The sequence below is a fragment of the Streptomyces fuscichromogenes genome, from assembly GCF_014645815.1.
In the GTDB taxonomy this organism is placed as follows: Bacteria; Actinomycetota; Actinomycetes; order Streptomycetales; family Streptomycetaceae; genus Streptomyces; species Streptomyces fuscichromogenes.
Genome location: NZ_BMML01000013.1, coordinates 1 through 13,818, shown reverse-complemented (window position 1 = coordinate 13,818; position 13,818 = coordinate 1). Strand labels below are relative to the sequence as shown.

Below are 13,818 nucleotides of genomic sequence, written 5' to 3'. Positions count from 1 at the left end.
TAGATCCCACCCGTCACACCCTCTGGAGGCTCTGATGAACGACAGCCACCGACCCGATGCCCCCCAGCCCTCGCGCCGACTGTTCCTCGGCATGGCGGCCACGGTGCCGCTGGCTCTCTCCGGCGCCCTGACCCTCGGCGCCGGTACCGCTCGCGCGGCGACGGGCGCGCCGTACGTGATGGGCTACTTCACCGAGTCGCCCAACGGCCTGGGGGCCAACTACGGCCTGCACGTCGCCGTCAGCACCGACGGCCTGGAGTGGATGCCCCTGAACCAGAACAATCCGGTCGTCACCCCCACCGAGGGCACGGGCGGGCTGCGCGACCCCTACTTCCTCCGGAAGCAGGACGGCACCTTCGTGGTCATGGCGACCGACCTCATGGCCACCGACTTCACCCAGACCAATCAGTACATCCACATCTGGGACTCCGTCGACCTGCGCTCCTTCGACAACTACCGACGGCTGAAGCTGCACGACAACGACTCGTACAGCTGGGCGCCCGAAGCCTTCTGGGACGCCGGCCGGAGCGAGTACGCGATCATCTTCTCGTCCGTCGACAGCAGCGGACACAGCGTGATCATGGTGAGCTACACCACCGACTTCGTGACGGCGACGACCGCGGTGACGTTCTTCGACCCCGGTTACGCCGTGATCGACGGCGACCTGGCCCTCGACGTCGACGGCGTCAACTACCTGTACTTCAAGAACAGTTCCACGGCGAAGCTCGTCGGCGCGAAGTCGACCAGCCTCGATCCCGGCAGCTTCACGGTGTTCAGCACCGCCGTGAACCACGGCGCGACCGAGGCGCCCATCCTCGCCAAGTCACAGACCGACGACACCTGGTACCTGTGGGGCGACTCCTACACGGTCAACGGCGTCTTCTACGCGTGGGAGACCAGCGATCTCTCCCTCGGCACCTGGACCGCCCTCGACCAGAAGATCTACACCCAGCCGCTCAACTCCAAGCACGCCACCATCCAGCCGATCAGCCAGACCGAGTACGACAACCTCGTCACCGCGTGGTCCACGCCCACCTGGAACCGGCTGAAGTCCTACAACTACCCCGGCCGGTACTGGCGGCACTCCAGCTTCGTCGGCAGGATCGACCCCTACCCGTTCGACCCGTACACCGACTCCCAGTGGACGATCGTCCCGGGCCTCGCCGACTCCTCGGGCGTGTCCTTCCAGTCGGTGAGCTATCCCACCCGCTACCTGCGGCACTCCAACTTCCAGCTGAAACTGGACGTCAACGACAGCACCACGCAGTTCGCCCAGGACGCCACGTTCTACAAGACGGCCGGGCTCGCCGACTCCACCTGGACGTCGTTCCGCTCCTACAACTACCCCACCCGCTACATCCGGCACTCGGCGTTCGTCCTGCGCATCGACCCGATCTCCACCACGACCGACCAGTCCGACGCCACCTTCTCCGTCTGGTACTGAGACACACCGGTCACCTCGGCAGGGAGCGGGGCCGCCCGGACCGACCGGGCGGCCCCGTCGCACACCGCAGGGGTGTGAGCGACGGCGCGCCGTCGCTCACACGGTGCCGTCGAAGAAGCGCTTCGGGTTCCGCACCAGGATCGTGTCGATGTCGTCGTCGCTCAGACCGCGTGCCAGCAGGGCGGGGATGACGTCCTCGCTGATGTGGCGGTAGTGCCAGCGGGGTGCGGCCCGGACCTTGTCCGGCTCGCTGAACCAGTCGATGTAGCAGGCGGCGTCGTGCGCGATGGTGATCCGGTCGACGTACCCGCGGCGTACCAGCTCGACGACGGTACGGATCCGGTCCTCGAAGGGCAGCAGGACGTCCAGCCCGAACCGGTCCATGCCGAGGAAGGACCCCGCCTCGGCCAGCTTGCTCAGGTAGTCCACGTCGGTGGTGTCGCCCGAGTGCCCGATGATCACCCGCGACAGGTCCACCCCCTCCTCGGCGAGGACACGCTGTGTCACCAGGCCCGACTCGCTGTGCGCGTCGGTGTGCACGGTGATCGGCGCTCCGGTCGCGACCGAACTCTGCCCCACCGCGCGCATCACACGCTCGACCCCGGGGGTCAGGCCGGGCTGGTCGATGGCGCACTTGAGGAAGGCGGCCCGGACGCCGGTGTCGGCGATGCCCTCGGTGAGGTCCTTGACGAACAGGTCGACCATCGGCTCGGGCCGGTCGAACAGCAGCCCCGGGCCGTTGTAGTGGAACTGGAACGGCACGTCGTTGTAGGTGTAGATCCCGGTAGCGGCCACGATCTTGAGGTCCACCTGCTCCGCGACCCGCTGGATGCGGGGGATGTAGCGGCCCAGGCCGAGGACGGTCGGGTCCAGGATGGTGTCGATGCCCAGCGACTTCAGCTCGCGCAGCTTGGCGACGGCGTCGGCGACCCGCTCCTCCTCGTCCCAGCGGTCGTAGTTGTGCCGGTGCTCCTCCCCGAGGACGAACACGTGCTCGTGGACGAGGACACGGCCCAGGTCACCGGAGTCGACGGGACCGGTGACGGTCTGCACCTGGGGCATGGCGGGCTCCAATCCGAAGTTGACGTCGAATTCAAGCCAAGGTTCGCGTCGCCCCTCACCCTCGTCAAGCACCGGTGGCCACAAAGTTGAATTCGGGTTCGGATTCGGATTAAAGTCGCGGCGGTTGTCGTGACGACGCGGCGCCCTGCGAGCGCCATGGCGTACCAGAGGAGTCCCGCATGCCCCCGATCGCCCCGCTGCATCCCACCACCGCCGCCGAGCTGCGGGCCCTGGTCGGTGTCGAACTCGGGCCCACCGACTGGCACACCGTGGACCAGGCGGCCATCGACGCCTTCGCCGCTCTCACCGGGGATCACCAGTGGATCCACGTGGATCCCGGGCGGGCGGCGGCGAGCCCGTTCGGCTCCACGATCGCGCACGGGCTGTACAGCCTGTCCCGGACGCCTCGGTTCATGGAGGAACTGATGGCGTTCGACGGGTTCGCGCACAGCCTGAACTACGGCTACGACCGGGTGCGGTTCGTGCGCCCGCTGCCGGTGGACTCGCGCATCAGGATGCGGGCCCTCGTGCTCTCCGCCGATGAAGCGGCGCCGGGCCGCGTCCAGCTGCTGACCCGGTTGACCGTGGAGGCGGAGGGCGCCGAGAAGCCCGTCTGCGTCGCGGAGTCGATCGGACGTTTCACCGAGTACGGGGTCTGACCGCGCGGGCCCGGTCCCCGCGCACCTCAGGAATCGGCCGGCGGGCGCAGGGTGAGCGCGTTGTACCAGAGCCGGTTGAGGTTCGTCACGAGCTGCTCGAACGGGATGTCGTGGCCGTACACGTACACCAGGTAGGCCATGCGGCTCATCATCGCGGAGAGGGCCAGTGAGCCGATCTCCGGATCCACCTCGGTGTCCGCCATCCCCTGTTCCTGCAGTTTGCGGATCAGACGGGCGTTGCGCTCGGCGAAGGCCATGCTGCGTCCGAGCCGCATCGCACGGAACCGCTCGTCGATCTGGGACACCTGCTCCAGTACGGCCATGAAGCGAGCGTTGTGCCGGTACGTCTGGAGGTACTCGCGGTTGGCCAGGTCGATCAGGACCCGGGGGTCGTCGACGTCCGCGCGCTCGCGCACGTGCGGATGCACCATCTCCTCCTGGACCTGCTCGACAACGGCGGCGAAGATCTCCTCCTTGCTGTCGAAGTAGGTGTAGAAGGAGCCGGACGCGGTGCCGGCGGTCTTGGCGATGTCGCTGATCCTGGCGTCCAGGAAGCCGTCGCGTTCGAACACCTCGCGCGCCGCGACCACGAGCGCGTTGCGGGTGCGGATCCCGCGGGGGGTGCGCGGGGCAGGGCGTTCGGGCGTGCTGTCGGTCGCTTCTCCGGCCTGCACTAGGGGGTCCTCTCCTCGACGGCGAAGGCTCACGTTATTGAATCCGGCGCCGAAATCAAATGTGGGTTGCTCTCCCTCTAGAGTTGAACTTGACGTCAAGTTTAGTATCGTCCGGTCAGCGAACAGCTCACCGAGGAAGGGGCCCCCGATGCCCGAGGCCGTCATCGTCGCCACCGCCCGCTCGCCCATCGGTCGCGCCCGCAAGGGCTCCCTCGCCGGGATGCGTCCCGACGACCTGACCGTGCAGATGGTGCGGGCCGCGCTGGCCGAGGTGCCGCAGCTGGACCCCCGTGAGATCGACGACCTGATGCTCGGCTGCGGTCAGCCGTCGGCGGAGTCCGGTCACAACATGGCCCGGGCGGTCGCCGTGCTCGCCGGTCTCGACACCCTGCCGGGCGTGACCGTGAACCGCTACTGCTCGTCGAGCCTGCAGACCACCCGGATGGCACTGCACGCGATCAAGGCCGGCGAGGCGGACGTCCTGATATCCGCCGGTGTGGAGACGGTGAGCAGGTACGACCGCGGGTTCGCCGACGTGCCGGGCACCGAGAACCCCGTGTTCGCCGAGGCGCGCAAGCGCACGGAGAAGGCGGCCGAGGGCGGTCAGGGCTGGTGGGACCCGCGCGAGCTGGGCGGGCTCCCGGACCTCTACCTCACCATGGGGCAGACCGCCGAGAACGTCGCACGCTTCAAAGGGGTGACCCGCGCCGAGCAGGACGCCTTCGCGGTGCGCAGCCAGAACCTCGCCGAGAAGGCCCTCGCCAACGGCTTCTGGGAGCGCGACATCACGCCGGTCGTCCTGCCGGACGGCACGGTGGTCCGCCAGGACGACGGCCCCCGGGCCGGTGTCACCCTGGACGCGGTGGCCCAGCTCAAGCCGGTGTTCCGCCCCGACGGCACGGTGACCGCGGGCAACTGCTGCCCGCTCAACGACGGCGCCGCGGCTCTGGTGGCCATGTCCGACGTCAGGGCGCGGGAACTCGGCATCACCCCGCTGGCGCGGATCGTCTCCACCGGTGTCAGCGGCCTGTCGCCCGAGATCATGGGCCTCGGTCCGGTGGAGGCCTCGCGGCGGGCTCTCGCCCGCGCGGGGATGACCGTCGACGACGTGGACCTGGCCGAGATCAACGAGGCCTTCGCCGCCCAAGTCATCCCGTCCGCCCGGGATCTGGGCATCGCCGAGGACAGGCTCAACGTCAACGGCGGCGCCATCGCGGTGGGCCACCCCTTCGGCATGACCGGCGCCCGGATCACCAGCACGCTGATCAACTCGCTCCGCTTCCACGACAAGCAGATCGGGCTGGAGACCATGTGCGTCGGCGGGGGACAGGGGATGGCCATGGTCCTGGAGCGGCTCTCTTGAGCGGCCCTTTATTGAACCCGACGTCAAGTTCATTTAGTGTCTGGTCAACCCGCCACCCCTCAACGAGGAGGGATCATGCCGAATGCCGCCGACGCCGTCTGGCGTCACGCCGGGGCCCGCCCGGACGCCGTGGCCCTGCGGGCCCACGGACACACCTGGACCTTCGCCGCGCTGCGTGAACACGCCACGGCCCAGGCCGGCGCCCTGCACGCCGAGGGCGTGCGGCCGGGGGACCGCGTCCTCCTGGTCGCCCCGACCGTGCCCGAGTTCGTCGTCGTCTCCACCGCCGTCCACGCCGTCGGCGCTGTCCTGATCACCCTGAACACCATGGCGACCCCGGCCGAGGTCGGATACGTGCTCGACGACTCGGGCGCCCGGCTGGTCATCGCCTGGCACGCGTGCGCCGACGCGGCCGGGAAAGCGGCCGCCGAGCGCGGGCTGCCGCTCCTTCCGCTGCGACCCGGCGCGCCGGTGAGCGAGGGCGAACCGATCGCGGCGCCCGTCGAGCGGCGCGCCGACGACACGGCCCTGCTGCTCTACACCTCGGGAACCACCGGCCGCCCCAAGGGAGTCGAACTCACCGTCGCCAACCTGGCGTTCACCGCCGAAGCCTTTCGCCGGCAGCTGAGCCTCACCCCCGACGACCGGTTCGCCACCGGCCTTCCGCTCTTCCACATCTTCGGCCAGGCGGTCTGCCTGAACGGCACCCTCACCGCGGGCTGCTCCCTCTCCCTGCTCTCGCCGTTCGAGCCGAACGCCATGCTGCGCATGGTCCGCGACGACCGCGTGACCGTGATGGCCGGCGTACCGACGATGTGGAACGCGATGCTGCACGCCGACGGGGACTTCGACGCCGAGGATTTCGCCGCCCTGCGGCTCGCGGGCTCCGGCGGCGCCTCGCTGCCCGCCGAGGTGATCCGCGAGTTCCAGGAGCGGTTCGGCTGCACGATCCTGGAGGGCTACGGCCTCACCGAGTCCACCGGCGCCGGCTCCTTCAACTCACCGGACCGCGGCCCCCGGACGGGCTCGGTCGGACCGGCGCTGCCCGGCACCGCCGTGGAGATCCGCGACCCGGCCGGCGAAGTCCTGCCGCCGGGGCAGGTGGGGGAGGTGTACCTGGCCGGCCCGCACCTCATGAAGGGCTACTGGAACCGGCCCGAGGCCACCGCCGCCGACCTGCCCGGCGGCTGGCTGAAGACCGGCGACCTGGGACGGCTCGACGAGGACGGCTTCCTCTACATCGTCGACCGGCTCAAGGACCTCGTCATCCGCGGGGGCTACAACGTCTACCCCCGCGAGGTCGAGGAGGTCCTCTACGGCCACCCCGACATCGTCGAGGCCGCCGTGATCGGTGTGCCGGACCCGCACTACGGCGAGGAGGTCGCCGCCGTGGTGACCCTGCGGCCCGGCGCCACCCTCACCACCGAGGAACTGCGCGCCTGGACCAAGGAGCGGCTCTCCGCGTACAAGGTCCCCCACCTGGTGCGGTTCGTCGACGCCCTGCCCAAGGGGAGCACCGGAAAGATCCTCAAGCGCGCCCTCGACTGGGACGCGATCCCGGGCTGACCCCCACACCCGCATCCGTGTGCACCCGCGGATCCCGAACCTACGAAGGAGCCTCCCTCGTGTGGGAACTCACTGACAGGGCCAAGCGCTACCAGGAAGACCTGCTGGCGTTCATGGACGAGCACGTCTACCCCGCCGAACCGGTCTACTGGGCCGAGATGGCGGCCTCCGGCGATCCGCACCACTACCCGTCGGTCGTCGAGGAGCTGAAGACCGAGGCGAAGAAGCGCGGCCTGTGGAACCTCTTCCACCCCCACCCGGAGTGGGGACCGGGCCTGACCAACCTGGAGTACGCGCCGCTCGCCGAGATCATGGGCCGCAGCCTGCACATCGCTCCCGAAGCCACCAACTGCAACGCACCCGACACGGGCAACATGGAGGTGCTGACGCTCTTCGGGACCGAGGAGCACAAGGAGAAGTGGCTCAAGCCGCTGCTGGCCGGCGAGATCGCCTCCTCGTTCGCGATGACCGAGCCGGCGGTGGGTAGTTCGGACGCCTCCAACATCGAACTGCGGATGGAACGTGACGGGGACGAGTACGTCCTCAACGGCCGCAAGTGGTGGACGTCCAACGCCCTGCACAAGAACTGCCGGGTGCTCATCGTCATGGGCAAGACCGACCCGGACGCGCCCAGGCACCGCCGGCAGTCCATGATGGTCGTCCCCCTCGACACCCCCGGCATCACCGTGCTGCGCAGCCTCCCCCTCTTCGGCTACCAGGACCGCGAGGGCCACGGCGAGCTGCTCTTCGAGAACGTCCGAGTGCCGGCGACCGCGCTGCTCGCCGGCGAGGGCGACGGATTCATGATCGGCCAGGCCCGGCTGGGACCCGGCCGGATCCACCACTGCATGCGCTCCATCGGCGCCGCCGAACGCGCCCTCGACCTGATGATCGACCGCGCCCAGGCACGGGTGACCTTCGGCGAGCCGCTGGCGAACCGGGCCAACATCCAGGACTGGATCGCCGAGGCACGGGTCGAGATCGAGATGGCCCGTCTGCTGACCCTGAAGACCGCCTACCTGATGGACACCGTCGGCAACCGCGCGGCCCGCGTCGAGATCGCCGCGATCAAGGTGGCGGTACCGCAGATGGCGCTGAAGGTGATCGACCGCGCCATCCAGGTGCACGGGGCGGGCGGCCTCAGCAACGACTTCCCGCTCGCCGACATGTACGCCCAGCAGCGCACCCTGCGCTTCGCCGACGGCCCGGACGAGGTCCACAAGCGGACCCTCGCGCACATGGAGCTGCGCCGTCGCGACCCCCAGTGGGGCCGGACCGCCTGAGACGTCGAACCACGCAGAAAGGGCGCCCCATGAGCGCAGAAGCAGTACACCGCACCGCCGTCGTCACCGGAGGCGCCCGCGGCATCGGCGCCGCCACGGCTCGGCGGCTGGCCCGCGACGGCATGGCCGTCGCCGTCCTCGACCTGGACGAAGCCGCCTGCGAGCCCGTGGTCGACGAGATCGAGTCGGCCGGCGGCCGTGCCCTGGCGGTCGGGGCGGACGTCGGCGACGAGGAGGCGGTGCGCGGCGCCGTCGCCCGGATCGCCGCCGAACTCGGCCCGCCCACCGTCCTGGTGAACAACGCCGGCATCCTCCGCGACAACCTGCTCTTCAAGATGACGGCCGCGGACTGGGACGCGGTACTGGGCGTGCACCTGCGCGGCGCCTTCCTGATGAGCCGCGAGACCCAGCAGCACATGGTCGAGGCCGGATGGGGCCGGATCGTCAACCTGTCGAGCACCTCGGCACTGGGCAACCGCGGCCAGGCCAACTACTCGGCGGCCAAAGCCGGTCTGCAGGGCTTCACCAAGACCCTGGCCATCGAACTCGGCCGCTACGGGGTGACCGTCAACGCCGTCGCACCCGGCTTCGTCGAGACGGAGATGACCGCGGCGACGGCCGCCCGCATGGGCATGTCCTTCGACCAGCTGAGGGAGGCGGTGGTCGCCACCATCCCGGTCGGGCGCAGCGGCAAGCCGGAAGACATCGCCGCGACGGTGTCCTTCCTCGTCTCCGAGGACGCCGGATACGTCTCCGGCCAGGTGGTCTACGTCGCCGGCGGACCGACGGACTGAAGATGAACGGCCGATCAGGAAAGGCGAGTTGATGGCTGATCAGGAGCTGGACGAGCTCACCGCACACGTGTCGGACTTCCTGGCCGCGCACGATCCGCGCGCACTCGGCCGCCGGGAGTTCCTGCGGGCGCGCTTCGACGCCGGGCTGGCCTGGGTGCACTTCCCGGTCGGGCTCGGCGGGCTGGGCCTGGCAAGGGAGTCGCAGACCCATGTCGACGCGCTGCTCGCCGAGGCGGGCGCTCCCGACAACGAACCCGAGCGCAACACCATCGGGCTCGGCATGGCCGCCCCGACGATCCTGCAGTTCGGCACCGACGAGCAGAAGCATCGCTTCCTGCGCCCGCTGTTCACCGGTGAGGAGGTCTGGTGCCAGCTCTTCAGCGAGCCCGGCGCCGGCTCCGACCTGGCCGGGCTCACCACCCGTGCGGTGCGCGAGGGCGACACCTGGGTGGTCAACGGCCAGAAGGTGTGGACCTCCGGGGCCCAGACCTCGCAGTGGGCGATCCTCGTCGCCCGCACCAACCCCGAGGTGACCAAGCACGCGGGTCTGACGTACTTCCTGTGCGACATGAGCGCCCCCGGGATCGACGTACGGCCGCTGCGTCAGATCACCGGCGAAGCCGAGTTCAACGAGGTGTTCCTCACCGACGTCCGGATCCCCGACGCCCACCGGCTCGGCGCCGAGGGGCAGGGCTGGCAGGTCGCGAACGCCACCCTCATGAACGAGCGGGTCACCATCGCGGCTCTCCCACGCCCGCGCGAGGGCGGCATGATCGGTGTCGTCGCCGACACCTGGCGCCGCCGCCCGGAACTCCGCACCCCTGAACTCCACAGCAGGCTGCTGAAGTTGTGGGTGGAGGCCGAGGCGGCCCGGATCGCCGCGACCCGGCTGCGCCAGAAACTGGCGGCAGGGCAGCCCGGCCACGAAGGCTCGGCGATGAAACTCGGCTTCGCCGGCCTCGCCCAGCGGCTGTCCGGCCTGGAACTCGAACTGCTCGGCGCCGACGGCCTGCGCTACGCGGACTGGACGATGCGCGTCCCCGACCGCTCCGACTTCACCGGCCACGATGCCGGATACCGGTACCTGCGGGCGAAGGGCTTCTCGATCGAGGGCGGCACCTCCGAGGTGCTGCGCAACATCGTCGCGGAGCGGGTACTGGGTCTGCCGGCGGAACCGCGTGTCGACAAGGACATCCCGTGGAAGGACCTGCCCCGATGAACGACGATCTCGACCTGCTCTACACCGACGTCGAGGAGTCCCTGCGGGACGCCGTGCGCACCCTGATGGCACGGCGCTGGGGACCGGAGCGCGGCATCGCCCGCTACGACGGCGACACCTCGGACCCCGGTCTCTGGTCCGCCCTGTCCGGTGAACTCGGGCTGGCCGGGCTGTTGGTGCCCGAGGAGTTCGGCGGGGCGGGTGCCTCCGCCCGTGAAGCGGCCGTCGTCCTGGAGGAGTTGGGCCGCGCGATGGCGCCCGTCCCCTATCTGACCAGCGCCGTGGTGGCCGCGCGGGTGCTGGTGAAGGTGGCCGACAAGGAACTCGCGGGCGAGGTCGCCGGCGGCCAGGTGGCGGCGCTGGCCGTTCCGTTGAGCGCCGCGCCGGACGGATCGGCAGCTCTCGCTCCGGTGACGGTCGGCGGGGACGGCTGCCTGAGCGGCGAGGTCCGTGGGGTCGCCGGGGCCTTGGACGCCGAGGTGCTGATCGTCCCGGTCACCGCCGCGACCGGAACACAGCTGTGGGCGGTGGAGCGGGCCGCGGTGCGCATCACACCGGTGGTGTCCCTGGACATGACCCGGCAACTGGCCGACGTCGACCTCGCCGGTGCGACCGGCCGGCTGCTCGCCGATGGCGACATGGCCGTACGCGCAGTGGACGAGGCTCTCGAACTGGGTGCCGCGCTGCTGGCCTCCGAGCAGGTCGGGCTGGCTCAGTGGTGTCTGGACACCACCCTCGACTATGTCAAGACGCGTCGGCAGTTCGGCCGGGTGGTCGGAGGCTTCCAGGCGCTCAAGCACCGGCTCGCCGACCTCTACGTCCAGGTCGAGACGGCCCATGCGGTGGCCCGGTACGCCGCCGTGACCGCCGCGGCCGACGACCCGGACCGGGCCGTCGCCGCGTCCGTCGCCCAGGCGTACTGCGCGGACGTCGCGGTGCTCGCGGCCGAGGAGTGCGTCCAGATGCACGGCGGCATCGCGATGACCTGGGAACACCCGGCACACCTCTACCTCAAGCGGGCCAAGGCCGACCAGCTCGTTTTCGGTACCCCCGGGAATCATCTGGTGAGGCTGTCCCCACTGATCGACCTCCCCGCCCGAGGAACGGCGGGTCAGCAGACAGCGGACTGACACCGGGACTGATTGATCCGCGCCGGCCGGGGAAGGGTTCAGCCGCCCGTCGACTCGCGGATCACCAACGTGAATTCTCCGACGGACTCCTCGTGACCGAAGGCCGGCTCGGTCTGCTCGACGCGCCTGATCAGCAGGTCGACCGCACGCTCGGCCATGCTGCGGTGGTCGGGATCGACCGTGGAGAGCGACGGGATGAGGAACTCGCTCTCCGAGATGTTGTCAAAGCCGATCACCTTCACCTGTTCCGGCACCGGGATGCCGGAGTCGGCCAGGCCCCGCAGCACACCCATGGCCAGGGAATCGGTGATGCAGAAGACACCGTCGAAGTCGAGCCCGCTCTGTGCCCTCTCGCCGGCGCGCTGCGCGCCTTCACGCGTGCCGAGCCGGTCCACCTGCTGGATCAGGGCATCATTCCTGGCGAGGCGCTCGGAGAGCGCCGCCCCGGCGGCCGTGATCTTACTCCGGGACGGACGGCAGCCGGGCTCCCGACCAGGGGTACGCCCGTCCCTGGTCCAGGACCGGGTTGCGGTCACCTTCGTGCCCGGTGCGGCTTTCGTCGAGAGCCCAGGTGCAGTGTTGGGCGCCGACGAGCGAGGTCCACGACGTTCCCCAGGGTGAGCCGAGTTCCGCAGCGGCCGGCCGGGAGCTGATCATGAGAACGCCTGGTGGATCTCATCGTCCTCCGCCCCACCTGTTCCGGGACATGACGACGGCGGTGTACGGCAGAATGACGCCCACCGATGTGCCACAGCGCAGCCGTGACCGCAAGTGCCTTGATTCACGCGGTCCTTGGGCGTGCGAGGAGAGGAAGACGTGAGCGAGAACCAGAGCGCCACCGCCGCAGCGCAGCGACTCGACACCGGGACGGCGCACAACGCTCGCGTGTGGAACTACTGGCAGGGCGGCAAGGACAACTACGAGGTCGACCAGCAGGTAGGCAATCACGTTGCCGGAATGATCCCCGTCATCCGCGACATCGCGCGCGCCGACCGGGAGTTCCTCGGCCGCGCCGTGCGCTGTCTGGCAGAGGAGCACGGCGTCCGTCAGTTCCTCGACATCGGCACGGGCCTGCCGGCCTTGGACAACACCCACGAGATCGCCCAACGGATCGCCCCCGAGTCGCGGATCGTGTACGTCGACAACGACCCCATCGTGCTCGCGCACGCACGCGCCCTGCTGACCAGTACGCCGGAAGGCGCCACCGACTACATCGACGCCGATGTGCACGACCCGGACACCATTCTGCGCATCGCCGGACGCACGCTCGACTTCACCGAGCCCACCGCACTCATGCTGCTCGGCATCCTCAACTTCGTCCTCGACGGTGACGAGGCGCGGGCCATCGCACGTCGGCTCGTGGAGGCGCTGGCCCCCGGCAGCTTCCTCGTACTGACCCATCCCACCACGGAGCCCGAACTCGGCGGCGACCTGCAGCTCGAGGCGATGGCGTTCTGGAACGCCAACGCCAAACCGCCGGTCACCGCCCGCAGCAGCGAGGAGGTCGCCCAGTACTTCGACGGGTTCACCCTCCTGGAGCCCGGGCTCGTGTCCTGCTCGCTGTGGCGGCCGGAGCCCGGCGCAGAGCCCACGGTCGTACCCCAGCTGGGAGCCGTGGCGCTGAAACGGTGATCTCTCGCTTCACCTCGCTGCCTACCGCCCGGTGGGACATCTTGGCGCTGGTCGACGCCGACGCCGTTGACGTGCGAAGGCACCCGGACACGTGTGGCGACGGCGTACGACCTGCAACCTTGCTGTCGGACGTCGGTAGCGGGGGCGGGATGTGAACCACGCGACCTCTGGGTTATGAGCCCAGCGAGCTACCGAGCTGCTCCACCCCGCGTCGGTGTCTTCGCCGTACGGCATCCGCCGGCGCTTGCCGGGCAGTGGGCGGGATTCTTCCTACCCGTCGGTCCGCGGTTCAAGGATCACGACCGGAATCTCACGGTCGGTCCACTCCTGGTACAGCGCGAAGTCGGCGTAGACCTCCAGCAGCAGCGGCCAGAGGCGCGAGCGTTCCTGAGGATCCGCGGTGCGTGCGTGAACCGGTGTCCGCGCGGCACGGATCTGTATGTACGTGTCGGGGTTGGAGCGGAGGTTGAGGTACCACTGCGGGTGCCTGGGAAGCCCTCCCTGGGAACCCACGACAATCGTGTGGGGGCCATCGGCCATGTAGAGCAGGGGTGTTGTGTAGAGCCTGCCGGACTTTCGGCCGATGTGATCGAGGAGCAGGGTGGGGACGGGTTTGCGGAAGCCCGCGGCGATGCGCCACTTCCCGCCGATGCGGCCACGGGAACGGCGGTAGACCCACACCTGGATCCTGGCCATGTACTTGAAGATCTTCGGCAGTAGCGGGGAGTCCAGCTGCTGGGGCCGCGGGCGTTGATCTGGCACGGGTCGCCTCCGATCGGGCAACTGACCGGTCTGCTGGGGACGGGCGAGCGCTCCGTGTCGCCCACGACGGACGGACCGGGAGCGCATGCGTTCCTACCGTCATCAGCTGTCGAAGGCAATGGACACGACACATCTGCCTAGTCGGCCGTGCTGAGTCGGCAGTGCCTAGGTCGTGTTTTGAAAGATCACTGCTGTCCGCAATGATCTGCGCGTGGGACGGGGAGATCTGT

At 69.5% G+C, this 13,818-nt stretch carries 14 protein-coding genes and 1 tRNA gene; 9 read left to right on the top strand and 6 right to left on the bottom strand.

Going from position 1 to position 13,818, the window contains the following annotated elements; translation table 11 throughout:
* Nucleotides 1-34: 34 nt before the first annotated feature.
* Nucleotides 35-1,444 carry a glycoside hydrolase family 43 protein gene (locus IEZ11_RS26770; RefSeq protein WP_229713385.1) on the top strand — a complete coding sequence of 470 codons (1,410 nt, stop codon included), beginning with the start codon at nucleotides 35-37 and terminating at the stop codon, nucleotides 1,442-1,444.
* Nucleotides 1,445-1,540: 96 nt separating this feature from the next.
* Here the strand turns inward: IEZ11_RS26770 and IEZ11_RS26765 are convergent, their stop codons facing one another.
* Nucleotides 1,541-2,506, bottom strand: coding sequence for a phosphotriesterase family protein (locus IEZ11_RS26765; RefSeq protein WP_189265440.1), 966 nt, complete (start codon nucleotides 2,504-2,506; stop codon nucleotides 1,541-1,543).
* Between the two features lie 179 nt (nucleotides 2,507-2,685).
* Here IEZ11_RS26765 and IEZ11_RS26760 point away from each other — a divergent pair, with 179 nt between their 5' ends.
* Nucleotides 2,686-3,165 carry a MaoC family dehydratase gene (locus IEZ11_RS26760; protein WP_189265439.1) on the top strand — a complete coding sequence of 160 codons (480 nt, stop codon included), beginning with the start codon at nucleotides 2,686-2,688 and terminating at the stop codon, nucleotides 3,163-3,165.
* 26 nt (nucleotides 3,166-3,191) lie between these two features.
* Here the strand turns inward: IEZ11_RS26760 and IEZ11_RS26755 are convergent, their stop codons facing one another.
* Complete coding sequence (locus tag IEZ11_RS26755; RefSeq protein WP_229713384.1) at nucleotides 3,192-3,839, bottom strand: TetR/AcrR family transcriptional regulator; 648 nt, start codon at nucleotides 3,837-3,839, stop codon at nucleotides 3,192-3,194.
* 148 nt (nucleotides 3,840-3,987) lie between these two features.
* On the opposite strand from IEZ11_RS26755, the gene IEZ11_RS26750 reads away from it, so the two are divergent.
* The 6 genes from IEZ11_RS26750 to IEZ11_RS26725 all read left to right on the top strand — a co-directional run bounded on the left by IEZ11_RS26750 (nucleotide 3,988) and on the right by IEZ11_RS26725 (nucleotide 11,194).
* Nucleotides 3,988-5,202, top strand: a complete 1,215-nt coding sequence (locus IEZ11_RS26750; RefSeq protein ID WP_189265438.1) for an acetyl-CoA C-acetyltransferase — start codon at nucleotides 3,988-3,990, stop codon at nucleotides 5,200-5,202.
* Between the two features lie 75 nt (nucleotides 5,203-5,277).
* Nucleotides 5,278-6,768, top strand: coding sequence for a long-chain-fatty-acid--CoA ligase (locus tag IEZ11_RS26745; protein ID WP_189265437.1), 1,491 nt, complete (start codon nucleotides 5,278-5,280; stop codon nucleotides 6,766-6,768).
* Nucleotides 6,769-6,827: 59 nt separating this feature from the next.
* Complete coding sequence (locus IEZ11_RS26740) at nucleotides 6,828-8,051, top strand: acyl-CoA dehydrogenase family protein (protein ID WP_189265436.1); 1,224 nt, start codon at nucleotides 6,828-6,830, stop codon at nucleotides 8,049-8,051.
* 29 nt (nucleotides 8,052-8,080) lie between these two features.
* Nucleotides 8,081-8,845 (top strand): 3-oxoacyl-ACP reductase FabG, encoded by a 765-nt coding sequence (gene fabG / locus IEZ11_RS26735; RefSeq protein ID WP_189265435.1) that lies wholly within the window; start codon nucleotides 8,081-8,083, stop codon nucleotides 8,843-8,845.
* A gap of 31 nt (nucleotides 8,846-8,876) precedes the next feature.
* Complete coding sequence (locus IEZ11_RS26730) at nucleotides 8,877-10,064, top strand: acyl-CoA dehydrogenase family protein (RefSeq protein ID WP_189265434.1); 1,188 nt, start codon at nucleotides 8,877-8,879, stop codon at nucleotides 10,062-10,064.
* Complete coding sequence (locus tag IEZ11_RS26725) at nucleotides 10,061-11,194, top strand: acyl-CoA dehydrogenase family protein (protein WP_189265433.1); 1,134 nt, start codon at nucleotides 10,061-10,063, stop codon at nucleotides 11,192-11,194. Before IEZ11_RS26730 ends, IEZ11_RS26725 begins: the two co-directional genes overlap by 4 nt.
* A gap of 38 nt (nucleotides 11,195-11,232) precedes the next feature.
* Here the strand turns inward: IEZ11_RS26725 and IEZ11_RS26720 are convergent, their stop codons facing one another.
* Nucleotides 11,233-11,589, bottom strand: coding sequence for a substrate-binding domain-containing protein (locus tag IEZ11_RS26720; RefSeq protein WP_373294979.1), 357 nt, complete (start codon nucleotides 11,587-11,589; stop codon nucleotides 11,233-11,235).
* 64 nt (nucleotides 11,590-11,653) lie between these two features.
* Complete coding sequence (locus IEZ11_RS51110) at nucleotides 11,654-11,851, bottom strand: hypothetical protein (RefSeq protein ID WP_229713409.1); 198 nt, start codon at nucleotides 11,849-11,851, stop codon at nucleotides 11,654-11,656.
* A gap of 159 nt (nucleotides 11,852-12,010) precedes the next feature.
* On the opposite strand from IEZ11_RS51110, the gene IEZ11_RS26715 reads away from it, so the two are divergent.
* Entirely contained in the window at nucleotides 12,011-12,826 is an 816-nt protein-coding gene (locus tag IEZ11_RS26715) for an SAM-dependent methyltransferase (protein WP_189265432.1), read from the top strand.
* A gap of 136 nt (nucleotides 12,827-12,962) precedes the next feature.
* Here the strand turns inward: IEZ11_RS26715 and IEZ11_RS26710 are convergent.
* Together IEZ11_RS26710 and IEZ11_RS26705 are read right to left on the bottom strand one after the other, a co-directional pair.
* Nucleotides 12,963-13,037, bottom strand: a tRNA-Met gene (locus IEZ11_RS26710).
* A gap of 59 nt (nucleotides 13,038-13,096) precedes the next feature.
* A complete protein-coding gene (locus IEZ11_RS26705; RefSeq protein WP_229713382.1) occupies nucleotides 13,097-13,588 on the bottom strand; it encodes a nitroreductase family deazaflavin-dependent oxidoreductase in 492 nt (163 codons plus the stop codon).
* Nucleotides 13,589-13,818 lie beyond the last annotated feature (230 nt).